The sequence below is a fragment of the Caldovatus sediminis genome, assembly GCF_014644455.1.
In the GTDB taxonomy this organism is placed as follows: domain Bacteria; phylum Pseudomonadota; class Alphaproteobacteria; order Acetobacterales; family Acetobacteraceae; genus Caldovatus; species Caldovatus sediminis.
Map to the genome: position 1 here is coordinate 109,926 of NZ_BMKS01000006.1, position 23,579 is coordinate 133,504.

21 protein-coding genes are annotated in these 23,579 nt (G+C 74.8%); 16 read left to right on the plus strand and 5 right to left on the minus strand.

What is annotated here, in order from left to right; all coding sequences use genetic code 11:
* Positions 1-16 precede the first annotated feature (16 nt).
* The 5 genes from IEX99_RS11645 to IEX99_RS11665 all read right to left on the minus strand — a co-directional run bounded on the left by IEX99_RS11645 (position 17) and on the right by IEX99_RS11665 (position 5,964).
* On the minus strand, positions 17-1,624 hold the full coding sequence (locus IEX99_RS11645; protein ID WP_188900383.1) for an ABC transporter substrate-binding protein: 1,608 nt from the start codon (positions 1,622-1,624) through the stop codon (positions 17-19).
* Positions 1,625-2,000: 376 nt separating this feature from the next.
* Positions 2,001-2,987 (minus strand): Bug family tripartite tricarboxylate transporter substrate binding protein, encoded by a 987-nt coding sequence (locus tag IEX99_RS11650; protein WP_188900385.1) that lies wholly within the window; start codon positions 2,985-2,987, stop codon positions 2,001-2,003.
* A gap of 28 nt (positions 2,988-3,015) precedes the next feature.
* A complete protein-coding gene (locus IEX99_RS11655; RefSeq protein WP_188900387.1) occupies positions 3,016-3,207 on the minus strand; it encodes a DUF6494 family protein in 192 nt (63 codons plus the stop codon).
* A 96-nt stretch (positions 3,208-3,303) separates the two neighbouring features.
* Entirely contained in the window at positions 3,304-4,761 is a 1,458-nt protein-coding gene (locus IEX99_RS11660; RefSeq protein ID WP_188900389.1) for an amidase, read from the minus strand.
* A gap of 63 nt (positions 4,762-4,824) precedes the next feature.
* Complete coding sequence (locus tag IEX99_RS11665; RefSeq protein ID WP_188900391.1) at positions 4,825-5,964, minus strand: M20 family metallopeptidase; 1,140 nt, start codon at positions 5,962-5,964, stop codon at positions 4,825-4,827.
* A gap of 115 nt (positions 5,965-6,079) precedes the next feature.
* Here IEX99_RS11665 and IEX99_RS11670 point away from each other — a divergent pair, with 115 nt between their 5' ends.
* The 16 genes from IEX99_RS11670 (at position 6,080) to rimP (ending at position 23,579) form a co-directional block, all read left to right on the plus strand.
* On the plus strand, positions 6,080-6,511 hold the full coding sequence (locus IEX99_RS11670; protein WP_188900393.1) for a MaoC family dehydratase: 432 nt from the start codon (positions 6,080-6,082) through the stop codon (positions 6,509-6,511).
* A 14-nt stretch (positions 6,512-6,525) separates the two neighbouring features.
* Positions 6,526-7,107 carry an LOG family protein gene (locus IEX99_RS11675; protein WP_188900395.1) on the plus strand — a complete coding sequence of 194 codons (582 nt, stop codon included), beginning with the start codon at positions 6,526-6,528 and terminating at the stop codon, positions 7,105-7,107.
* The gene (locus IEX99_RS11680; RefSeq protein WP_188900397.1) at positions 7,104-8,063 is read left to right on the plus strand and encodes a bifunctional riboflavin kinase/FAD synthetase; all 960 of its coding nucleotides are present in this window, start codon (positions 7,104-7,106) and stop codon (positions 8,061-8,063) included. Before IEX99_RS11675 ends, IEX99_RS11680 begins: the two co-directional genes overlap by 4 nt.
* Before the next feature lie 201 nt (positions 8,064-8,264).
* Complete coding sequence (gene ileS / locus IEX99_RS11685; RefSeq protein WP_188900399.1) at positions 8,265-11,114, plus strand: isoleucine--tRNA ligase; 2,850 nt, start codon at positions 8,265-8,267, stop codon at positions 11,112-11,114.
* A 58-nt stretch (positions 11,115-11,172) separates the two neighbouring features.
* On the plus strand, positions 11,173-11,670 hold the full coding sequence (gene lspA, locus IEX99_RS11690) for a signal peptidase II (RefSeq protein WP_188900401.1): 498 nt from the start codon (positions 11,173-11,175) through the stop codon (positions 11,668-11,670).
* Positions 11,667-12,266: a DUF3035 domain-containing protein gene (locus IEX99_RS11695; protein ID WP_188900403.1), complete on the plus strand. Its 600-nt coding sequence runs from the start codon at positions 11,667-11,669 to the stop codon at positions 12,264-12,266. The genes lspA and IEX99_RS11695 overlap by 4 nt, the downstream gene beginning before the upstream one ends.
* A gap of 67 nt (positions 12,267-12,333) precedes the next feature.
* Positions 12,334-13,761 (plus strand): M16 family metallopeptidase, encoded by a 1,428-nt coding sequence (locus tag IEX99_RS11700; protein WP_188900405.1) that lies wholly within the window; start codon positions 12,334-12,336, stop codon positions 13,759-13,761.
* Positions 13,758-15,026, plus strand: coding sequence for a M16 family metallopeptidase (locus IEX99_RS11705; RefSeq protein WP_188900407.1), 1,269 nt, complete (start codon positions 13,758-13,760; stop codon positions 15,024-15,026). Before IEX99_RS11700 ends, IEX99_RS11705 begins: the two co-directional genes overlap by 4 nt.
* A 74-nt stretch (positions 15,027-15,100) precedes the next feature.
* Positions 15,101-16,753: a glucose-6-phosphate isomerase gene (gene pgi, locus IEX99_RS11710; protein WP_188900409.1), complete on the plus strand. Its 1,653-nt coding sequence runs from the start codon at positions 15,101-15,103 to the stop codon at positions 16,751-16,753.
* A gap of 313 nt (positions 16,754-17,066) precedes the next feature.
* A complete protein-coding gene (locus IEX99_RS11715; RefSeq protein WP_188900411.1) occupies positions 17,067-18,509 on the plus strand; it encodes a cytochrome ubiquinol oxidase subunit I in 1,443 nt (480 codons plus the stop codon).
* A gap of 24 nt (positions 18,510-18,533) precedes the next feature.
* Positions 18,534-19,601: a cytochrome d ubiquinol oxidase subunit II gene (gene cydB, locus IEX99_RS11720; RefSeq protein ID WP_188900413.1), complete on the plus strand. Its 1,068-nt coding sequence runs from the start codon at positions 18,534-18,536 to the stop codon at positions 19,599-19,601.
* Positions 19,601-19,717, plus strand: a complete 117-nt coding sequence (locus IEX99_RS11725) for a DUF2474 family protein (protein WP_188900415.1) — start codon at positions 19,601-19,603, stop codon at positions 19,715-19,717. Before cydB ends, IEX99_RS11725 begins: the two co-directional genes overlap by 1 nt.
* Positions 19,718-19,796: 79 nt before the next feature.
* Positions 19,797-20,762, plus strand: a complete 966-nt coding sequence (locus IEX99_RS11730; protein ID WP_188900417.1) for an SMP-30/gluconolactonase/LRE family protein — start codon at positions 19,797-19,799, stop codon at positions 20,760-20,762.
* Between the two features lie 159 nt (positions 20,763-20,921).
* On the plus strand, positions 20,922-22,109 hold the full coding sequence (gene metK / locus IEX99_RS11735; RefSeq protein WP_188900419.1) for a methionine adenosyltransferase: 1,188 nt from the start codon (positions 20,922-20,924) through the stop codon (positions 22,107-22,109).
* A gap of 93 nt (positions 22,110-22,202) precedes the next feature.
* Positions 22,203-22,916: a tRNA (guanine(46)-N(7))-methyltransferase TrmB gene (trmB, locus tag IEX99_RS11740; RefSeq protein WP_229677969.1), complete on the plus strand. Its 714-nt coding sequence runs from the start codon at positions 22,203-22,205 to the stop codon at positions 22,914-22,916.
* 141 nt (positions 22,917-23,057) lie between these two features.
* On the plus strand, positions 23,058-23,579 hold the full coding sequence (gene rimP, locus IEX99_RS11745) for a ribosome maturation factor RimP (protein WP_188900423.1): 522 nt from the start codon (positions 23,058-23,060) through the stop codon (positions 23,577-23,579).

The following is a 23,579-nucleotide window of genomic DNA, read 5'->3' on the forward strand; positions in this document are numbered from 1 at the left end:
GGCGGCGCCGCCCGCCCTACCGTCCGACCCGCTCGATGTTCCACAGCACCGGGAAGCCGACCTCGAGGACGCCGCGCAGGTTGGCGCGGTAGACCGCGGGGCTCGCGAACTGCCCGAGCGTGACGATCGAGACGTTCTCGATGGCGCGCGCCTGGAGCTGGGCCGCGATCTCGCGCTGCTTCGCCGGGTCGCTCTCGGCGGCGAACCGCTGCAGCAGCGGCACCTGGCCCTCGTCGCACCACCAGCCCGGATAGACGTTGGCGCAGTTGTAGACCAGCGCCGGGTTGGCCATCGGGTTCTGCATGTCGAAGCCGGTCCAGACGATCGGCGTCAGGCTCCATCCGCCCTGCGCCACCGGCTCGCGCCGGGTGCGGAGCTGCGCCACCGTGCTCCAGTCGGTGGAGCGGACGTCGAGGTTGAAGCCGACGCGGCGAAGCTGCTCGATCGCCACCTGCGCGATCGGGTCTATCAGCGCCGAATCGCGCGCGTGCAGCACCACCACCGGCTGGTTGTCGTAGCCGGCCTCGCGCATCAGCGCGCGGGCGCGGTCCGGGCTGGGGTTGCGCAGCGATTCGGTCCCGGCGTCGGTCGCAAAGGGGCCGCCGCACATGAACAGCGTCAGGCACTGGCGGTGGACCATGTCCTCCGGCAGGCCGAGCGCGGCGACCACCTCGGACTGGTCGATCGCCTGCTGCAGGGCGCGGCGCATCCGCACGTCGTTGAACGGCGGCTGGGTGTGGTTGATGGTGATGACGCCGTAGATCTCGCCCCCGCCGAGGCCGCGCGTCACGACGACGCGGCGGTCGCGGCGCAGCATGTCGATGAAGTCGAGCGGGGCGCGCTCGAGGTAGTCGATCTCCCCGCTCTGCAGCGCCGCGACCTTGGTCGAGTGGTCGGGAATGGAGACGAACTCGGCGCGCTCGAAGTGCACGCGCTTGCCGCCGGCGAGGCCGTCCGCCGGCTCCTGGCGCGGGCGGTAGTTGGGGTTGCGGCGGAAGACGACGCGGTCGCCCGGGCGCCACTCCTCGCGCCGGAACAGGTAGGGGCCGGAGCCGATCACCTCCTGGATCTGCTGGTTCGGCGGCGTCTGCGCGATCCGCGCCGGCATCATGAACGGGACCAGCGTCGCCGCCTTGCCGAGCGCCTCGAGGACCTGGCCGAAGGGGCGGGCCAGCTCGAGGACGAAGGTCCGCTGGTCCACCACGCGCAGCTCCTTCGCCGCGGCCATGAGCTGCCGGCCGAGCCCGTCGCGCGCGCCCCAGCGGCGGATCGAATGCACGCAGTCCTCCGCCGTGACCGGCGTGCCGTCGTGCCATTCGAGGCCGGGACGCAGCCGGAAGGTCCAGGTCAGGCGGTCGTCGCTGACCTCCCAGGACTCGAGCATCTGCGGGCGCATCACGCCCTGGCTGTCGGGCGCGACCAGCGTGTCCCAGACCATGAAGCCGAAGGCGCGGGTGACGACCGAGGGGGTGAAAACCGGATCGAGGACCTGCAGCTCGGTGTTCATCACCAGGCGCAGCGGCTGCTGCTGCGAGGATTGCGCCGCCGCCGGTTGCAGCGCGGCGCCCGGGCCGGCGAGGAGCCCGCCGATCGCCGCCGCATGCAGGAATGCCCTGAACCTCATTGTCCCAGCCCTTTCCTCGTTCCGCCCGCTTCGCGCGGGCCCTTCGCCGCCGCCGATGTCCGGCGCCTCGGCGCGGCCACGGCCCCCGGACGCCGCGCGCACCCGAGTGGCCGGCCGGTGTCGCGAACACCGACCTGCCATGCCGAATGCGCGACCCGCGGCAGCGTGCCGCGTCCGCGCGCCGCGTGCAACCGAGCGGGGGCCGATGCGCCGCGGCCACCGCGGCATCCGGGGCGCCGGCAAGGCAGGGGATCGGAGGGCGGGCGCGGCGGGAGCGCCCGACAGTGCGGCGACCGGCCCGGCGCCGCGCGGCCGGGGCGCGCGCCGGGGACCGGCGGCGGCCGCGCCCTGCCGCGACGGCGCGCGTCGCGGCGCCCTACTCCACGCGGATCCCGCTCTCGCGCACGATGCGCTTCACCACCTCGCGCTCGCGGCGGATGCGGGCGGCGAATTCCGCCGGCGTGTCGGTCACCGCGTCGTTGCCGGTGAGCGCCAGGCGCTCGCGCACCGCCGGGTCGCCGGTCGCATGGCGCAGCGCGGCGGAGAGGCGCCCGATCACCGGCTCCGGCGTGCCGGCCGGCGCGAACAGGCCGTTCCAGCTCGTCATGTCGTAGCCGGGATAGCCGCTCTCGGCGATCGTCGGCAGGTGCGCGAGGCTGCCGCGGCGCTCGGCGCTGGTCAGCGCGATGCCGAGCGCGCGGCCGTCGTCTATGACCGGCTTGATCGAGTTCGCGGTGATCAGCACCGCCGCGATGTTGCCCGCGGCTAGGTCGCGCGCCGCCTCCGCGCCGCCGCGATAGGGCACGTGCTCCAGCCGGATGCCGGCGCGGCTCTCCAGCAGCGCGCCGGCGAGATGGCCCGGCGAGCCGACGCCCGGCGTGCCGTAGGTGACGCTGCCCGGCGCCGCCTTCGCCGCGGCGACGAAGCCCGCGAGGTCGCGCCCCGGGAAGTCGCGCCTCACCGCCAGCACGTAGGGCGCCGCCACCGCCTGGCCGACCGGGACGAAGGCGGTCTCGTGGTCGAAGGCGAGGCCGCGGACGATCAGCGGCGCGATCAGGAAGGCGATGCTCTCGAACAGCAGCGTGTGGCCGTCCGGCGGCGCCTGCGCGACGATCCCGGCGCCGATCGTGCCGCCGGCGCCGGTGCGGTTCTCGATCACGATCGGCTGGCCGAGGAACTCCGCCATCCGGGGCTGGAGCAGGCGGATCACCGTGTCGGACTGCCCGCCCGGCGCGTAGGGCGCGACGATGCGGACCGGGCGGCCGGGCCAGCGCTCGCCCCCCGCCTGCGCCGCCGCGGGCCCGGCGGCGGCGAGCAGCGATGCGGGGCCGGCGGCGAGCAGCGCGCGGCGGCGTGCGGTCATGGCGGCGTGTCTCCTCCCCTCGCCCGGCTCAGTCGAGCGCGATCGTCTCCTCGACGACGTGCCGCAGCGGCGCGTCGTCGGAGGTGAGCGTCATCCGCAGCCTGAGCGTCCTGCCCTGCACCTGGCCCTCGCGCACCACGCGCTCGATCTCGCGCTGCGAGGTGACGCCGACCTGCTTGAGGAACTTGCGCACGGCCATGTTGAAGCGGTCCTCGTCCATGGGCGCCTTCTCCCGCCGCGCCTTTGTCCGCGCGGCGCCGGAGAGCATAGCAGGAGGTCGGGCCGGCGTGTCGCCTTCCCTGGCGTCGCCGGCCGGTCAGGAGGGCGGCGGCACCGTGCCCGGGCGCGGGGCGATCGGCAGCAGCCGGTCGAGCCCGGTCAGCCGCTCGAACAGCGCGGCGGCCTGCAGGGCCCGCGCCTCCTGCCGCGGCGGCGCGACCACCTGCAGGCCGACCGGGCGGCCGTAGCGGTCGAAGCCGCAGGGCACCGCCACCGCCGGGCACCCGGCCAGCGTGATCGCGGCGTTGATCAGCGACGCCGCCATGTAGTTCCCGAGCCTCTTGCCGTCCACCGTCTCCGGGTGGCGCAGCATGACGTCGAAGGCGGGCGTCGCGGCGCCCGGCGTGACGAAGACGTCGTGGCGCGCGAACAGCGCGGCGACGCGGCGGTACCAGGCGGCGCGCTCGCGCTCCGCCCAGGCGAGGCGGGAGGGGGTGGCGGCGAGGCCGCGCTCGGTGTTCCAGATGATGTCGGGCTTGATCAGGTCGCGATGGGCCGCGATCTGCAGCTCGCGGTCCACGACGAACTGCTGCGAGCGCAGCACCAGGAAGACCTCCTCCAGCGGCCCGAGATCGGGCGCGGCGAGCTCCACGGTGCAGCCGAGCTCCTCGAAGCGCCGCACCTCGCGGGCGCAGATCTCCCGCGTCTCGCGGTCCACGGCGAGGCCGCCGTTGAAGTCGGGCGTGAAGGCGATGCGCAGCGGCAGGGCGCGCTCGGCCTCGGCGACGGCGCGCGCGTAGGGCACGGCGGGCGCCTCGTAGGTCAGCGGGTCGAGCAGGTCCCAGCCCGCCATGGTGTCGAGGAACAGCGCCACGTCCGGCACGTTGCGCGCCATCGGCCCCTGCACCGAGAGCGGGGAGAAGAGGGTGTTGCTCGTCCCGCGCGTCACCCGCCCCGGCGAGGGGCGGAGGCCGACCACGCCGCAATAGGTCGCCGGCCGGCGCAGCGAGCCGCCGTGGTCGGAGCCGTGGGAGAGCCAGCACTCCCCGGTCGCCAGCGCCACCGCGCCGCCGCCGGTCGAGCCGCCGCAGGTGAGCGCGGTGTTCCACGGGTTGCGCGTGCGCCCGAACACCTCGTTGAAGGTCGAGCCGCCGGCGCCGAACTCCGGCGTGTTGGACTTGGCGATGACGATGCCGCCCTTGCGCTCGATGCGCTCGACCAGCGGGTGCGACCGCTCCGGCACGTGGTCGCGGAAGATCGGCGAGCCGTAGGTGGTGCGCACGCCGGCGACGTCCACCAGGTCCTTGATCGTCACCGGCAGGCCGGCGAGCCAGCCCGGCTCGCCCTCGGCCTCGCGCCCCTCGCCGCGCATCAGCCGCTTCGCGTGGTCGCGCGCGCGGTCGAGGCAGAGGGTGGGCAGCGCGTTCACCGCCGGCTCGACCGCGGCGATGCGCGCCGCCGCCGCCTCGATCAGCTCGAGCGGCGAGACCTCGCCGCGCCGGAGCCTCGCCACCGCCTCGGTGGCGGTCAGGCGGATCAGCGCCTCGTCGGACATGCCGGCTTCCTCCCTCGGACCCGGCGCATTGCAGCCCGGCCCGCGCGGCGCGGCAAGCGCCGGTCAGTCGCCCAGCGTCTCCAGCAGCGCGCAGAGGGTGGCGCCGCGCGGCGCCAGGTCGGGCCAGCGGATGTGCTCGTCCGGCGCGTGCGCGCCGGCGCCGGGGCAGCCGAGCCCGTCCAGCGTCGGCACGCCGAGCGCGGCGGTGAAGTTCCCGTCCGAGCCGCCGCCGCGGAAGGTCTTCGGCAGGTCGTAGCCCTCCGCCGCGGCCAGCGCCCGCGCCGTCTCCCAGAGCGCGAGGATCGCCGGCGTCTCGGCGAAGGGCGGGCGGTTCATGCCGCCGCTGACGGCGATCTCGATGCCCTCCTCCGGGCTGCCGGCCATGCCGAGGATCAGGCGCTCCAGCCGCTCGCCGTCCTCGGCGGTGGCGACGCGGAGGTCGATCTCGCAGGCCGCCTCGGGCGCGATCACGTTGGGGCGGGTGCCGCCGCGGATCGGGGCGACGTTGGTGGTGACGCCGCGATCGAGGTCCACCAGCGCGTGGATCTCCAGGATCCGGCGCGCCAGGGCCACCACCGCGCTGCGCCCGTCTTGCCAGTTCCCGCCCGAATGCGCGCTGCGGCCGCGCACCCGCATCTCGAACCGGCCCACCCCCTTGCGCGCGGTGACGCAGGCGCCCTCGGGGCCCACCGCCGGCTCGGGGATCAGCACGGCGCAGGCGCCGCGCGCCTCGCGCTCGATGATGGCGCGGCTGGTCGGGCTGCCCACCTCCTCGTCGGGGGTGAGCAGCAGCACCACCGGCGCGCGCGTCGGGGTCTTCTGCCGCAGGATCTCGCGCACCGCGTGGAAGGCGAGGAAGCTGCCCGCCTTCATGTCGAAGATGCCCGGGCCGTAGGCGCGCTCGCCCTCCACCCGGAAGGGCATGGAGCGCGCCAGGGTGCCGTGGTCCCAGACCGTGTCGAGATGGCCGGCGACGACCACCGGGCGCCCTCGCCCGCCGGGCGTGCGGGCGATCAGCGTGTCGCCGTAGCCGTCACGGCCCGGAATTCGCTCGATGGTGGCGCCAGCGGCGCACAGCTCGCCTTCCGCGACGTCGAGCAGCCGGTTCACTGCCCGTGGGTCGGTGGTCGGCGTCTCGTGCTCGACCCAGCGGCGCAGCTCCTCGAGCAGGCGTTCGGAGCGGCCGATCGCGGTCCGCGGCATGGGGCGGTTCCTGTCCCGTGACGATCGGCTTCTGGCAGGGGGGGCGCGGCTTGTCCATTCGCCCGGGCGGAGCTAAGCGGCGCTTGCCGCAGTGCAGCATAGGAGCGCCCCCGGAATGGCCGGAGCCGGCCTTTATTTCGAGGACCTGGAGCTCGGTCAGAGCGCGAGCTTCGCCAAGACCATCACCGAGGCCGACATCCTGCTCTTCGCCGGGGTCTCGGGCGACACCAACCCCGTCCACATCGATGCCGAGGCGGCGTCGCGGAGCCTGTTCAAGGAGCGGATCGCCCATGGGATGCTCAGCGCCTCGCTGATCTCCACCGTGCTGGGCACGCGGCTGCCCGGACCCGGAACGATCTACCTCGCGCAGAACCTCAGGTTCCGCGCGCCGGTGCGGATCGGCGCGACGGTGACGGCGACGGTCGAGGTCACCGGCCTCGATCCGGACCGGAAGCGCGCCATCCTCCGGACCGTCTGCACCGTCGAGGGCAGGCCGGTGATCGAGGGCGACGCGACGGTGATGGTGCCGTCGCGGAACGGCGGCTGAGCGGCACGCGTGCGATGCGCCGCGTCTGCGTGTTCTGCGGCTCCGCGGAAGGGCGCAGGCCGGTCTACCGCGAGGCGGCGGCCGCGCTCGGCCGCGCCATCGCGGCGCGCGGGCTCGGCCTCGTCTATGGCGGCGGGGCGGTCGGGCTGATGGGCGTGGTCGCCGAGGCGGCGCTGGCCGCGGGCGCGGAGGTGACCGGCGTCATCCCCGGCGGCCTGCTGCGCCGCGAGGTCGGGCTGCGCTCGATCCCCGACCTGCGCGTCGTGGACACGATGCACGAGCGCAAGGCGCTGATGGCGGATCTGGCGGACGGCTTCGTCGTGCTTCCGGGCGGCTACGGCACGCTGGAGGAGGCGATCGAGACGCTCACTTGGACGCAGCTCGGCATCCACGGCAAGGGCTTGGTCCTCCTCGACGTCGCAGGCTATTGGGGGCGCCTGCTCGCGCTGCTCGACCAGATGGTCGAGGAGGGGTTCCTGACGCCCGTGAACCGAAGCCTGGCCCTGCGCGCGGCGACGCCGGATGCGGCGCTGGACGCGCTGGCGGCGTTCCGGCCCCCGCCGCGGCCGCGCTGGCTCGGCGAGGAGGAGACGTGACCGCTCCGGCGGCAGGCCCCGAGGTCGTCGCCACCTGGAAGGGCCTGCCGGAGGCGCTGCGCGGGGCGACGGTGGCGCTCGGCAATTTCGACGGCGTGCACCGCGGCCACGCGGCGGTGCTGCGCGCGGCGCATGCGGCGCGGCCGGACCTCCCCCTCGCCGCGCTCACCTTCGAGCCGCATCCGCGCGAGCATTTCCGCCCCGACGACCCGCCCTTCCGCCTGACCCTGCCGGAGGTGAAGGTGGCGCTGCTCGGCGCGATCGGAGCGCGGATCGTCTATGTGATCCCCTTCACCGCCGCCTTCGCGGCGATGCCGGCGGAGGCCTTCGTCGAGGAGGTGCTGCACCGGGGGATCGGCGCGCGGCACCTCGCCTGCGGCGTGGACTTCGCCTTCGGCCACCGGCGCGGCGGCGACGTCGCCTTCCTCGCGCGCGAGGCGGAGCGGCGCGGGATCGGGCTGACCGCCGTGCCGCACCTCTCGGACGCGGGCGGGCCGATCTCCTCCACCCGCATCCGCCGCGCGCTGCAGGACGGCTATCCGGAACGCGCGACGGAGATGCTCGGGCGGCCCTGGGAGGTGCGCGGCCGGGTCGAGCACGGCGACAAGCTCGGCCGGGCGCTCGGCTGGCCGACGGCGAACATGTGGTTCGGGCGGCAGCTGGAGCCCGCGCGCGGGGTCTACGCGGTGCGCGTGGCGCTGCCGGACGGGACGCTGCGCGACGGGGTGGCGAACGTCGGGCGGCGGCCGACGCTCGGCGGCGACCCGCGGACCCGGCTGGAGACGCACATCTTCGATTTCGACGGCGACCTGTACGGCCGGGAGATCGGGGTGCGGCTGGAGCATTTCCTGCGGCCGGACGCGAAATTCGCCGATCTGGAGGAGCTGAAGGCCGCGATCGCGGCCGATGCCGAGGCGGCGCGGCGGCTCCTCGGCACCGGGTCGCCCGGCGGCTGAGCGGACGCGGACCGGCGCGGCCGGTCGGGCCGGGCGCCCCCGGGACGCTTGACCCGCGCCCGGCGGGCTCCGCATATGGCGGGGATGATCCGGCGGGCGCAGTTCCGAATTCCCGGCCCGGTCCTCCGCTGAGAGGGCCGGGACCCGACCGACGCGCGCCACCCCTGACGCCGCCCCCGAGGCGGCCCGAGACCTCCGCCGATGACCGACGCCTCCGACGCAGCGACCGCCGCGCCCCGCGACTACCGCGCCACGGTCTTCCTGCCGACCACCCCCTTCCCGATGCGGGGCGACCTGCCGAAGCGCGAGCCGCAATGGCTCGAGCGCTGGGCGCGGCTCGACCTCTGGGCGCGGCTGCGCGCGAAGTCCGCGGGACGGCCGAAATTCGTGCTGCACGACGGCCCGCCCTACGCCAACGGCCACCTCCACATCGGCCACGCGCTCAACAAGATCCTCAAGGACGTGATCAACCGCGCCGCGCAGATGGCGGGGTTCGACGCCGACTACGTGCCGGGCTGGGACTGCCACGGCCTGCCGATCGAGTGGAAGGTCGAGGAGGAGTACCGGGCGAAGGGCCGCGACAAGGACGCGGTGCCGGTGCTCGACTTCCGCGCCGAGTGCCGCGCCTATGCCGAGCACTGGCTCAAGGTGCAGCGCGAGGAGTTCATCCGCCTCGGCTGCTTCGGCGACTGGTGGCGGCCCTACTCGACGATGGACTTCGCCTCCGAGGCGGCGATCGCGCGCGAGCTCGGCAAGTTCCTGCTCAACGGCTCGCTCTACCGCGGGCTCAGGCCGGTGATGTGGAGCCCGGTGGAGAAGACCGCGCTCGCCGAGGCCGAGATCGAGTACCACGACCACGTCTCGCCGACGCTGCACGCGCGCTTCCCGATCCTGCGCGCGGGCGCGGAGGACCTGGTCGGCGCGAGCGTCGTGATCTGGACCACCACGCCCTGGACCATCCCCGGCAACCGCGCCGTCGCCTACGGGCCGGAGATCGACTACGCGCTGGTGCATGTGGAGGGCGTCGCGGACGGCTCGCTGCTCCGCGTCGGCGAGCGGCTGCTGGTGGCGCTGAAGCTGCTGCCGGAGTTCGAGAAGGAGGCCGGCCTCGGCGCCCACACCGTCCGCCGCGTGCTGAAGGGCGCGGAGCTCGCCGGCGCCGTCGCCGCGCACCCGCTGCGCGGCCGGGGCTACGACTTCGACGTCCCCCTGCTGCCCGGCGACTTCGTCACCACCGAGGCCGGCACCGGCTTCGTCCACATCGCCCCCGGCCACGGCGAGGACGACTTCAACCTCGGCCGCCAGCACGGCCTGCCGATCCCGGAGACGGTCAACGACGACGGCACCTTCACCGTCCAGGCGCCGGGCTTCACCGGCCTGCACGTCTTCAAGGCGCACGAGGCGATCTACGCGGCCATGCGCGAGGCCGGCACCCTCGTCGCCAGGGGCCGGCTGACCCACGCCTACCCGCATTCCTGGCGCTCCAAGAAGCCGGTGATCTTCCGCGCCACGCCGCAGTGGTTCATCGCCATGGACGACGCCAACCGCATCCGCGCCAGGGCGCTGGAGGCGATCGCCCGCACCCGCTTCATCCCCGAGGCCGGGCGCAACCGCCTCGCCTCCATGATCGCCGCGCGGCCGGACTGGTGCGTCTCGCGCCAGCGCGCCTGGGGCGTGCCGATCCCGGTCTTCGTCGAGAGGCGGAGCGGCGAGCCGCTGCGCGACCCGGCGGTGATCGAGCGCGTCTGCGCCGCCTTCGCCGAGGAGGGCGCCGACGCCTGGTACAGGCCCGGCGCCGCCGGCCGCTTCCTCGGCGCGGGGCGCGACCCCGCGGACTACGAGCAGGTGACCGACATCGTGGACGTGTGGTTCGAGTCCGGCTCGACCCACGCCTTCGTCCTGACGCCCGAGCGCGGCCTGCCCTTCCCGGCCGACCTCTACCTGGAGGGCTCGGACCAGCACCGCGGCTGGTTCCACTCCTCGCTGCTCGAATCGGTCGGCACGCGCGGCGTCGCCCCGTTCAGGGCGGTGCTGACGCACGGCTTCGTGCTCGACGAGCAGGGCCGCAAGATGTCGAAGAGCCTCGGCAACGTCACCGCGCCGCAGGACGTGATGCGCCAGTACGGCGCCGACATCCTGCGCCTCTGGGTGATGAACTCCGACACCGCCGAGGACCTGCGCATCGGGCCGGAGATCCTGAAGCAGCAGGCGGAGCTCTACCGCCGCCTGCGCAACACGCTGCGCTGGCTGCTCGGCAACCTCGCCGGCTTCACCGACGAGGAGACGGTGCCCTACGCGGCGCTGCCGGAGCTGGAGCGCTGGGTGCTGCACCGCCTCGCCGAGCTCGACGCGCGCATCCGCCGCGCCGTCGAGACGCACGACTGGACCGGCGTCTATCCCGAGCTGCACGCCTTCTGCGCCACCGACCTCTCCGCCTTCTACTTCGACATCCGCAAGGACTCGCTCTACTGCGACCGGCCCGACAGCCACCGCCGGCGCAGCGCGCGCACGGTGCTCGACGCGCTGCACCGCTGCCTCTGCGCCTGGCTCGCGCCGGTGCTGGTCTTCACCGCGGAGGAGGCCTGGCTGGCCCGCTTCCCGGACGAGGAGGGCAGCGTCCACCTGCTCGACTTCCCGCTGGTGCCGGAGGGGTGGCGGGACGCGGCGCTGGCGGCGAAGTGGGAGCGGATCCGCGCGATCCGCGGCGCCGTGACCGCCGCGCTCGAGACCCATCGGCGGGAGGGCGCGATCGGCGCCGGCCTGCAGGCCGCGCCGAGGCTCCGGCTGGCGCGCCAGGACCTCGGGCTGCTGACGCCCGAGGAGTGGGCGGAGGTCTGCATCGTCTCGGCGATGGAGGTCGCGCCGCAGGACGGCGCGCCCGGGGAGGCGGCGCCCCCGGTCGTGGAATTCCGCCCCGCTCCCGGGGCGAAGTGCGAACGCTGCTGGCGCGTCCTGCCCGAGGTCGGCCGCAGCGCCGCGCACCCGACCCTCTGCCGGCGCTGCGAGGACGCCGTGGCGGCGCACCCGGCCTTCTCCCGCGCGGCCGAGTGATGGCGGCGCCCGCCGCGCGCCGGGGCGGGAGCGGCCGCCTCCCGGCTGCCCCCGCCCCGTGAGCCTCCGCCTCGGCCTCCCCGTCGCCGCCGCCGTGCTCGCCGCCGACCAGGCGAGCAAGTGGTGGATCCTGGAGGTCCTCCGCCTGCCGGAGCTGCGCAACGTCCCGCTCCTCGCCCTCGGCCCGGCGGGGATGGACCTCACCATGGTCTGGAACCGCGGCGTCACCTTCGGCCTGCTCGCGGGCGACACGGTCTGGCACCAGCTCGCCCTCGTCCTGCTCGCCGCCCTCATCGCCGGCTTCCTGCTGCGCTGGATGGCCCGCGCCGAGACCCGGCTCGCCGCCGTCGCGCTCGGCGCCGTGGTCGGCGGGGCGGTCGGCAACCTGATCGACCGGCTGCGTTTCGGCGCCGTGGTGGACTTCGTGGACGTCTATGCCGGGTCCTGGCACTGGTACGTGTTCAACCTGGCCGACGCCGCCATCGTGCTCGGCGTCGCCGCCCTCGTCGCCGATGCCTTGTTCCGGCCCAAGGCGACGGCTAAGGAAGGCGCATGAGGCAGCGATCCCTCTTCCGCGCCGCCGGCGGCGCCCGCCCCGCCGCGGCGGCCCTCGTCCTCGCCGCCGGCCTCGCCTCCGGGCTCGCCGGCTGCGGACCGGACACCGCCCGCACCCTCGGCTTCACCCGCGACGCGCCGGACGAGTTCGCCGTCACCACCCGCGCACCGCTCTCCATGCCGCCGGACATGACGGTGCTGCCGCCGCCTCGGCCCGGGGCGGGGCGGCCGCAGGAGGCCTCCGTGCGCGAGCAGGCCGAGGCCGCGCTCCTCGGCGGCGCCGCGCTCGGCGGTCCGGCCGCCCCCGCGCGGCCGACCACCGGCGAGCTCGCCCTCGTCTCCCAGGCCGGCCCTGGGGCGCCGCCCGACATCCGCCGTCGGGTGGACGAGGAGTCGCTGCGGCTGGAGCAGCCGGAGCGCTCCTTCGTGGACCGCCTGATGTTCTGGCGCGCGCCGCCCGCGCCGGGCACCCCGGTGGACCCGCAGCGCGAGGCGCAGCGCCTGCGCGAGAACGCGGCGCTCGGCCGCGCGCCGACCGAGGGCGAGACGCCGATCATCCAGCCGCGCCGGCGCGGCCTGCTCGAGGGCCTGTTCTGATTTTGAGGCCCCCTCGCGCGGCCGAGGGTTTGCGGATCGCGCGCGACGCCCCACCTGTGGCGCCGCCATGCCTCCCGTGACCCGTCGCACCGCCCTCGCCACGGCGGCGGCGGCCGTTGCCACGGCCGCGCTCGCCGCTCCCCCCACCGTCGCCGCGCCGGCTGCCGGGGCGGAGACCGGCCCGCCCGTCCCGCCGCCCGAGCGCCCGCTGTTCGGCGCGCAGGTCTGGCGCCTGCCCCAGAACGGCCTGACCGTCGCCTTCGTCGAGAGCCGGCGGGCGCCGGTCGTCGCCCAGTACCTGTTCTACGCGGTCGGCAGCGGCGAGGACCCGGCCGGCCGCTCCGGCGTGGCGCATTTCCTCGAGCACATGATGTTCAAGGGCAGCCGGAACGTCCCCAACGGCGCCTTCTCGCAGATCGTCGCCCGCGAGGGCGGCAACGACAACGCCTTCACCTCGCGCGACGTCACCGCCTACTACCAGCACGTCGAGGCCTCGCGCCTGCCCCTCGTGATGGAGATGGAGGCCGACCGCGTCGCCGGCGCGCTCCTCGGCGCCGAGGAGTTCGAGGCCGAGCGCCAGGTGGTGCTGGAGGAACGCCGCACGCGCACCGACAGCAACCCCCGCGCCCGCTTCCGCGAAGCCTTCGACGCCGCGCTGTGGGGCCCGCAGCACTGGCGCGGCCGGCCGATCATCGGCTGGGAGGAGGAGATCCGCGCCATCACGCTCGACGACCTGCGCGGCTTCTACGCCCGCTGGTACGCGCCGGAGAACGCGATCCTGGTGGTCGCCGGCGACGTGCGCGAGGCCGAGCTCCGCCGTCTCGTCGAGCGGCACTACGGCGCCGTCCCCGCGCGCGAGGCGCCGCGCCGGGTGCGCGGCCCCGCTCCCGCCACGGCGCGCGAGCCGCGGCTGATCCGCCGCGACCCTGGGGTGCGCGAGGCGGCCTACGCCAGGGCGTGGATGGCGCCGACCCTGACCGCGGGCGAGACCGGGCACGCCTATGCGCTCGAGGTGCTGGCGCACCTGCTCGGCGGCGGCCAGGGCAGCCGATTGCACAAGGCGCTGGTCGAGGCCGGCCTCGCGGTCGCCGCCGCCGCGGGCTACGACGGCGACGCGCTCGGCGTCGGCGCCTTCTCGCTCTACGCCACGCCGCGGCGGGAGGTGGCGCCGGAGCGGCTGGAGAGCGCCGCCGACGACGTGGTGAAGCGGCTGCTCGACGAAGGGCCGAGCGAGGCCGAGGTTGCCCGCTCGATCCGGCAGTTGACGGCGGGGGCGCTGTTCGCCCTCGACAGCCTCGGCGCTGCGCCGCACATGATCGGCGGGGCGCTGGCGATCGGCCTGCCGATCGAGGCGGTGGAATTCTGGCCGGCGCGGCTGCGCGCCGTGACCCCGGCCCAGGTCGCCGAGGCGGCGCGGGCGGTGCTGGCGGCGGCGCCCAACACCGTCGGCTGGCTGCTGCCCGCCGACGCCCCGGCCGGGAGCGTCCGCGGATGAGCGACGCCGCCAATACCGCCCATCGCCTGCCGATCCGTGCCGTCGAGGCGCCCGGCGGCCTGACCGCCTGGCTCGTCGAGGACCATTCCGTGCCCGTCGTCTCCCTCGCCTGGGCCTGGGAGGGCGGCGCGTCGCTCGACCCGGCGGAGCGGAGCGGCGCGTCGGCGATGGCCGCGGCCCTGCTGACCGAGGGGGCGGGCGACCTGCGCGCGGCGGAGTTCGCGGACGCGCTGCGCGACTCCGCCATCGGCCTCGGCTTCGAGGCGCAGCGCGACGGCTTCGAGGGCGCCTTCCGCGCCCTCTCCACCGCGCTGCCCGAGGCGGTGCGCCTGGCGCGGCTGGCCATGACCGCGCCGCGGCTCGACGCCGACGCCGTGGAGCGGGTGCGTGCCCGCGCCGTCGCGGGCGTGCGGCAGGCGCTGGAGACGCCGCGCGGCCAGGCGGGCCGCGCCTTCTGGAGCGCGGCCTACCCCGACCATCCGGTCGGCCGCCCGGTCGGCGGCACGCCGGAGTCCCTCGCCGCCATGCCGGTCGAGGCGATCCGCGAAGCGATCGCGCGCCAGCTCCGCCGCGGCGGGCTGCTGGTCGCCGCCGCCGGCGACATCACGCCGGAGGATCTGGCGGGGCTGCTGCCCGCGCTGTTCGACGGGCTGCCCCCGGCCGCCCCGCCGCCGCCGCCGCCGCTGCCGCCCTTCCGCGCCTTCGGACGCAAGGTGGTCGAGATCGATTCGCCCCAGTCCACCGCGATCTTCGGCCAGCCCGGCCTCGGGGTGGACGATCCGGACTGGGAGGCGGCGCAGGTGGTGCTGCGCGTCCTCGCCGGCGGCGGGTTCACCTCGCGGCTGATGCAGGCGGTGCGCGTGCAGCGCGGGCTGACCTACGGCATCGGCGCCGGCCTCGATGTGATGTTCCGGCGCGCCCAGGTGATCGGCTCGGTGGCGACCGAGAACGGCCGGGTGGCGGAGACGCTGGCGGTCACGCAGGAGGAATGGGCGCGCATGGCCGCCGAGGGCCCGACGGCGGAGGAGGTCGACGAAGCGGTCGCCTACCTCACGGGCTCCCTGCCGCTGCAGTTCACCGACACCCGGCGGATCGCCGGCACGCTGCTGGCGATGCGGCGCAACCGGCGGCCGATCGACTGGCTGGACGGGCGCACGGCGCGCCTGCGGGCGCTGACGCGCGACCGCGCGGCGACGGTGGCGGCACGCCTGCTCAAGCCCGAGGCGCTGTCGGTGGTGGTGGCGGGACGGCCGGTCGGGCTCTGACGCGCGGCGCGCCAGCGGCGACCGTGCGCCGGCCCGGCCGGCGCGCCCCGCCCGGCGGACGGAGGAGGACACGCATGGGCGATGACGCCGCCCGGGCCTGGGCCGCGGTCGAGGCGCTCGGCGCGCGGCCGGAATCGCGCGCGATCCGCCCGCTGTTCGCCGCCGATCCGGGCCGCTTCGCGCGCTTCGCGCACCGCGCCGGCGACCTGCTGGTGGACCTCTCCAAGACCTCGGTGTCGGACGCGGCGCTGGCGGCGCTGCTCGACCTCGCCCGCGCCTGCGGGGTGGAGGCGCGGCGCGACGCCATGGCGCGCGGCGAGCCGATCAACGCCACCGAGCGCCGCGCGGTGCTGCACATCGCGCTGCGCGCGCCGCGCTCGGCGGGATTCCGCGCCGGCGAGGAGGACGCCTCGGCGGCGGTGCACGACACGCTCGACCTGATGCGCGCCTTCACCGAGGCGGTGCACGCGGGCGAGATCCGCGGCGCGACGGGGGAGCGCTTCACCGACGTGCTGAACATCGGCATCGGCGGCTCCGACCTCGGGCCGGCGATGGCGGCGCGGGCGCTGTGGCGCGAGGGGGTGTCGCCGCTGCGCGCGCACTACCTCGCCAACGTGGACGCGCATGCGTGGGAGGCGCTGCGGCCGCGGCTCGACCCGGCGCGGACGCTGGTGCTGGTCGCGTCCAAGACCTTCACCACGCAGGAGACGATGCTGAACGCGCGCCTGGTGCGCGCGTGGCTCGCCGCGGCGCTGGGCGAGGAGAGGGTCCGCCTCCACCTCGCCGCCATGTCCACCAACCTGGAGGCGACCGGGGCGTTCGGCATCGCCCCGGCGCGGGTGTTCGGCTTCCGCGACTGGGTGGGCGGGCGGTTCTCGCTGTGGTCGGCGATCGGCCTGTCGCTCGCCCTCGCGCTGGGGTGGGAGGCGTTCGCGCGGCTGCTCGCCGGCGCGCGGGCGATGGACGAGCACTTCCTCTCCGCCCCGCTCGAGCGCAACGTGCCGGTGCTGATGGCGCTGGTCGAGGCGTGGCACGTCAACGCGCTCGGCTACGGCGCGCGCGCGGTGCTGCCCTACGACGAGCGCCTGGCGCGCCTGCCCGCGCACCTGCAGCAGCTGGAGATGGAGAGCCTCGGCAAGCGGGTGACGCTCGCCGGCACGCCGGTCGCGCGCGCGACCGGGCCGGTGGTGTTCGGCGAGCCGGGCACCAACGCCCAGCACAGCTTCATGCAGCTCGTCCACCAGGGCACGACGCCGGTGCCGGTGGACTTCATCCTGGTCGCCCGCCCGGACCATCCGCACGCGGAGAGCCACCGCGCCCTGCTCGCCAACGGCCTCGCCCAGGCGGAGGCGCTGCTGCGCGGCCGGAGCGCCGAGGAGGCGCGCGCGGAGATGGCCGCTGCGGGGCTGCCGGAGGCGGAGATCGCGCGGCTGCTGCCGCACCGCGTCTTCCCGGGCGACCGCCCGAGCACGACGATCCTGCTGCCGCGGCTGGCGCCGGAGACGCTCGGGCAGCTCGTGGCGCTCTACGAGCACAAGGTCTTCGTGCTCGGCGCGCTGTGGGGGGTGAACGCCTTCGACCAGTGGGGCGTGGAGCTCGGGAAGCAGCTCGCCGGGCCGATCGGGGAGGAGCTGGAGGGCGGGGTGCGCGAAGGGGCGCACGACGGCTCGACGGCGGGTTTGCTGGAGGCGATCCGGCGCGAACAGGGGCTGTCGCCGCCGGCGTGACGCCGCCACGGCGCGGCGGCGAAGCCCCGCCAGCGAAGAATTGACCGCCGCGATCCGGCGCTCCGCGGCGGCGCGTCCGGGTCCAGGGGCCGCATGATCCGCCGGCGCGGCGCGTTCGGCGGGATGCAGGGCGAGGGGAGCGCCACGGCGCGCCCTCCTGCGCCGGAGCCGCGGCCGGCGCGGAGGCGAGGACGCCCGGCCGGTCGCCCGCCACGGGAGAACCCGCGCCGCCATCCGGCGCCGCCGGCTGCCCTCCCCCTCGGCGCGCGCCGCCCCACATCGGGAGCAGTCGCCGATCGCCCAGGGATCCGCCATGCCAACGGACACGCTCCTGGAGGCCCTGCCGAGCGCGCTCGACCTGGCGCGCTTCCAGTTCGCCTTCACCGTCGTCTGGCACTTCCTGTTCCCCGCCTTCACCATCGGCCTGGCGAGCTACCTCGCGGTGCTCGAGGGGATGTGGCTGTGGACCGGCCGCGCCCTCTATCTCGACCTCTGGCGCTACTGGGTGAAGGTGTTCGCCATCGCCTTCGCGATGGGGGTGGTCTCCGGCATCGTGCTGTCCTACCAGTTCGGCACCAACTGGTCGGTCTTCGCCGACCGCACGGGGCCGCTGCTCGGCCCGCTGCTCGGCTACGAGGTGCTGACCGCCTTCTTCCTCGAGGCGGGCTTCCTCGGCGTGATGCTGTTCGGGCTGAACCGCGTCGGGCGGGGGCTGCACTTCACCGCGACCCTGCTGGTCGCGTTCGGGACGCTGCTCTCGGCCTTCTGGATCCTCTCCGCCAACTCCTGGATGAACACGCCGGTCGGCTACACGATCGGGCCGGACGGCCGGTTCCTGCCGGAGGACTGGTGGGCGGTCATCTTCAACCCCTCGTTCCCCTACCGCTTCCTGCACACCGTCACCGCCGCCTACCTGACCACGGCGCTGATCGTCGGCGCGGTCGGCGCGTACCACCTGCTGAAGGACGCCGCCAACGCCCGCGCGCGGGTGATGTTCTCGATGGCGATGTGGATGGCGCTCTTCGTCGCCCCGGCGCAGCTCGTGATCGGCGACCTGCACGGGCTCAACACGCTCGAGCACCAGCCGCAGAAGGTCGCGGCGATGGAGGGGCACTGGGAGACCCGGACCAAGGCGCCGCTCGTCCTCTTCGCCCTGCCGGACCAGGAGCGGGAGATGAACCGGCTCGAGGTCTCCATCCCCGGCCTCGGCAGCCTCATCCTCGGCCACAGCTTCGAGGCCGAGATCCGCGGCCTGAAGGCGTTCCCGCCCGAGGAGCGGCCGACCAACGTGCCGCTGGTCTTCTGGTCCTTCCGCGTCATGGTGGGGCTCGGGCTGGTGATGATCGCGCTCGGCCTCGCCTCCGCCTGGCTGCGTTGGCGCCGGCGGCTCTACACGACGCCCTGGTTCCTGCGCTGGGCGGTGGCGATGGGGCCGTCGGGACTGGTGGCGGCGACGGCGGGCTGGATCGTCACCGAGGCCGGACGCCAGCCCTACACGGTCTATGGCGTGCTCCGCACCGCCGACAGCGTCTCGCCGATCGCGGCGCCGGCGGTCGCGGCCTCGCTCGCGCTGTTCGTGGTGGTGTATTTCCTGGTCTTCGGCGCCGGCACCTGGCTGATCCTGCGGCTCATGTCCCGCCCGCCGCTGCCGGAGGAGCCCGCGGTGCCGGCCGGGGAGCCGATCCGCACCGCCGGCATCACGCCGGCGCCGGCGGTGGAGCCGGGCCGCGCCCTGCCGCGGTCCGGCGGCGGGTGATCCGGCAGGGAGGGGAAGCGCGCCATGCCCGATTGGCTCGATCTCACGGTGGTGTGGGCGCTGCTGCTCGCCACCGCCGTGTTCCTCTACGTCGTGCTCGACGGCTTCGACCTCGGCGTCGGCATCCTGTTCGCCGCGATCCGCGGCCGCTCGGAGCGCGACGTCGCGGTGAACTCGGTCGCCCCGGTGTGGGACGGCAACGAGACCTGGCTGGTGCTCGGCGGCGTCGGGCTGATGCCGGTCTTTCCGCTCGCCTACGCGACGATCCTGCCGGCGCTCTACATGCCGGTGATCGTGATGCTGCTCGCGCTCGTGTTCCGCGGCGTCGCGTTCGAGATGCGCTTCAAGGCGGACAGCGACGAGGCGCGGCTGTGGTGGGACCGCGGCTTCTGGTGGGGCAGCACGGCGGCCGCCTTCTGCCAGGGGATCACGCTCGGCGCGCTCGTCCAGGGGATCGCGGTGGAGGAGGGGGCCTACGCGGGCGGCTGGTGGGATTGGCTGACGCCGTTCTCCGTGCTGGTCGGGGTGGCGCTGGTCGCGGGCTACGGGCTGCTCGGCGCGTGCTGGCTGGTGCTCAAGACCGAGGGCGCGGTGCAGGCGCACGCGCTCCGCCTCGCCTGGCCGCTCGCGCTGGCGACGGTCGGGTTCATCGTGCTGGTCAGCCTCGTCATGCCCTTCCTGCAGCCCGCCTTCCGCGCGCGCTGGTTCGACTTCCCGGCGATCCTGCTCGCCGCGCCGGTGCCGCTGCTGGTCGCCCTCCTCGTCTGGTGGCTGTTCCGCAGCCTCGCCTCCATCGAGCGCGACGCGGCGGCGCGGCCGCCCGCGCCGCCGCGGCAGGTGATCTGGCGCGACGGGGCGCCCTTCCTCGCCGCGCTCGGCCTGTTCCTGCTGAGCTATGTCGGGCTCGGCATCTCCATGTGGCCGCTGATCGTGCCGCCGGAGATCACCATCTGGGACGCGGCGGCGCCGCGCGCGACGCAGGTCTTCCTGCTGGTCGGCGCGGTGGTGCTGATCCCGATGATCCTCGCCTACAATGCCTATGCCTACTGGCTGTTCCGCGGCAAGGTGCGGGAGGGTGTCGGATACCACTGATGCGCGGCACCACGGCGCGGCGGCTGCTCTGGTTCGTCCTGCTCTGGGCGGCGGGCGTCGCGGCGGTCGGCCTCCTCGCGCTGCTGCTGCGCGCCCTGGTGCCCGCGGGCGCCTGAGCGCGCGGGGCTGGCGCGGCGCGCGTCGGGCCGGCAGGATCGCACCCCGACCGAGGACCGCATCGCAGGGGAGACGCCGATGCCCGACCCGACCGCCGCGCCGCGCTGGCAGCCGAGCGAGCGCTATCCCGACCCCGCCATCGTCGCGCTCGATCCGGCGTTCAGGAAGTACCACCTCCCGCTCAGCGCGGTGGAGCGGCTGTGGCACGGCTCGCGCTGGGGCGAGGGGCCGGTCTGGCTCGGCGACGCGCGCTGCCTGCTGTGGTCCGACATCCCCAACAACCGCGTCCTGAAGTGGGAGGAGGAGACCGGCGCGGTCAGCGTCTGGCGCAAGCCCTCCAACAACGCCAACGGCCACACCCGCGACCGCGAGGGCCGCATCGTCGCCTGCGAGCACCTCGGCCGCCGCGTCGTGCGCTTCGAGTACGACGGCGCGATCACCGTCCTCGCCGACCGCTTCCAGGGCAAGCGGCTGAACAGCCCGAACGACGTGGTGGTGAAGAGCGACGGCTCGGTCTGGTTCACCGACCCGCCCTTCGGCCTCTACGCCTACTACGAGGGCGAGAAGGCGGAGCCCGAGCTGCCCCACACCAACGTCTACCGCATAGACGGCCGCACCGGCGAGATCACGCTGGTCGCCGACGACATCAACCACCCGAACGGCCTCGCCTTCTCGCCGGACGAGAAGGTCCTCTACATCGTCGAGAGCCGGAGCGAGCCGCGCAACCTCCTCGCCTACGACGTCGGGCCGGACGGCAAGAGCCTGCGCAACCGCCGCGTCTTCTATGCCTGCCGGCCGGGCGAGACGCCGGACGGCTTCCGGGTGGACCTCGACGGCAACCTCTGGTGCGGCTGGGGGATGTCGGCGGAGTTCGACGGCGTGCGGGTGATCAACCCGGCCGGGGTCCCGATCGGCCACATCCACCTGCCGGAGCGCTGCGCCAACCTCTGTTTCGGCGGGCGGCACCGGAACCGCCTGTTCATGGCGGCGGCGCAGTCGCTCTACGCGCTCTACGTGAACACGCAGGGGGTGAAGGGGGGATAGCGGCCGGGGTCCGGCAGGCGCCGGCGGCGGGCCGGCGCCGGGCCACCGCGCGCCGCCTTGACCCCGCCCTGACCCCCTGCGATACGGCCTGCGCCCCGTCCGGCCGGGGCGCAGCGCGGCGCTGCCCGCTCTCCCGCGACCACAGGAACCACCGACGCCATGCGCGACAAGGGCGAGTTTCTCTTCACCTCGGAGTCCGTCTCCGAGGGCCACCCCGACAAGGTGGCCGACCGCATCTCCGACACCGTGCTCGACGCCTTCCTCGAGGCCGACCCCTATTCGCGCGTGGCCTGCGAGACGCTGGTCACCACCAACCTCATCGTCCTCGCCGGCGAGACCCGCGGGCCGGAGACGGTGACGCCCGAACTCCTCGCGCACCTCGCCCGCATGGCGGTGCACGACATCGGCTACGACCAGGCCGGCTTCTCCTGGAAGCACGCCAAGGTCGAGGTCCACCTGCACGCGCAGTCCGCCGACATCGCGCTGGGGGTGGACGCCGCCGGCAACAAGGACGAGGGCGCCGGCGACCAGGGCATGATGTTCGGCTACGCCTGCCGCGAGACGCCGGAGCTGATGCCGGCGCCGATCTACTACGCCCACCTGATCCTGCGCCGCATCAGCGAGCTCAGGAAGAACAGGGACCCCCTGGTCGCCGGCCTGCTGCCCGACGCCAAGAGCCAGGTCACGCTGCGCTACGTGGACGGCAGGCCGGTCGGCGCCACCTCCGTCGTCGTCTCGACCCAGCACGTCGAGGGGCTGGAGCAGGCGGAGATCAAGCGCATGCTGTGGCCGATCGTGGAGTCCTCGCTCCCCAAGGGCTGGATGTGCCCGGAGGCGGAGTTCTACGTGAACCCCACCGGCAAGTTCGTGATCGGCGGCCCGGACGGCGACTGCGGCCTCACCGGGCGCAAGATCATCGTCGACACCTACGGTGGCGCGGCGCCGCACGGCGGCGGGGCCTTCTCCGGCAAGGACCCGACCAAGGTGGACCGCTCCGCCGCCTACGCCTGCCGCTACCTCGCCAAGAACGTCGTCGCCGCGGGCCTCGCCGACCGCTGCACGATCCAGGTGAGCTACGCGATCGGCATCTCGAAGCCGCTCTCGGTCTACTTCGACCTGCACGGTACCGGCAAGGACGTGGACGAGGACAGGCTCTCGAAGGTGGTGCAGGACCTCGTGAACCTCTCGCCGCGCGGCATCCGCGAGCACCTGCACCTCAACCGGCCGATCTACGCGGTGACCTCGGCCTACGGCCATTTCGGCCGCACGCCGGACGAGGAGAGGGGTACCTTCACCTGGGAGCGCACCGACCTGGTGCCGGAACTGAGGCGCGCCTTCGGGCGCTGAGCGGCGGTTGCCGGGCCGGCCCGCACCCGGCGCGCCCCGCGCGATCGGGGCGGCCCGCGCCGCCCTCGTCTCCGCCGCCGATGACCAATGCCGATGCCGCCCGTCCACCCGCGCCAGATCGCCGATGGCATCCCCGACCGGCTCTACGGCCGCCGTCGCGGCCATCCGCTGCGCCCGCGCCAGCACCGCCTGCTCGACCTGACGCTGCCGCGGCTGCGCCTCCCGCCCGAGGCCGCCGCCGATCCGCGCGCCGCCTTCGCCGTCCCGGTCGGGGCGGTCTGGCTCGAGGTCGGCTTCGGCGCCGGCGAGCACGCCCTGGCGCAGGTCGCGGCGCACCCGCGCGTCGGCCTGATCGCGAGCGAGGTGTTCGAGAACGGACTGTGCTCCCTGCTCTCGCGCCTCGTCCCGGAGGGCGGGGAGGCGACCGCGCCGCTGCCGCCTAACCTGCGGCTCTGGCCGGAGGACGCGCGGCGGCTGCTGGCGCTGCTGCCCGAAGGGGCGCTCGACCGGCTGTTCCTGCTCTTTCCGGACCCCTGGCCGAAGGCGCGCCACGCGAAGCGGCGCTTCGTCCACCCCGCCCTGCTGCCGGCGGTGGCGCGCGTCCTGCGTCCCGGCGCCGACTGGCGCATCGCGACCGACGACCCCACCTACCAGGCCTGGGTCGAAGAGGTCCTCGCCGGCACCGACCGGTTCGAGAGGGTCCTTGTCGCCGACGCGCGCCCGGCGGGCTGGCCGCCCACGCGCTACGAGGCGAAGGCGCTGGGCGAGGGCCGCCGGCCGCGCTACTGGGTGTTCCGCCGGCGCTGAGGTGGGCGGCCGCGGGGCGGAGCGGCCGTGCCCGCCTTCCGGAACCGCTTGCGGCGGACCGGTTCCGTGCCTATATCTCGCGCGACAACACCATCCGATCGCACGGGGGGTGGCCTTGAAAGGGGCCGCCTTTTTTGTTGCTTGGCAGCCGAACTCCCACGCCATGAGGGACTCGAGGCGCGCATCGCCGAGATCGTCGCGCCGACCCTCGAACACATGGGCTACGAGCTCGTCCGCGTGCAGATCAGCGGCAAGGACCGGCCGACCGTGCAGATCATGGCCGACCGGGCCGACGGCCGGCCCTTCCGGGTCGAGGACTGCGAGGCGATCAGCCACGTTCTCGGCGCCGTGCTGGACGTGGCCGACCCGTTCAGCGGCGAGTGGACCCTCGAGGTCTCCTCGGCCGGGATTGACCGGCCGCTGACCCGGGCGAAGGACTGGGAGCGGTTCGCCGGCCACGTCGCGACGGTCGAGCTCGCCGTGCCGGTCGAGGGGCGCCGCCGCTTCAAGGGCATCGTCCTCGGCGCCGACGCGGAGACCGCGCGGCTGCGGCTCGAGGACGGGACGGAGGCCAGGCTGCCGCGGAGCAACATCCGCAAGGCGAAGCTGGTGCTGACGGACGAACTGATCGCCGCGACGGCGGCGGATGCGAAGAGGAATTGA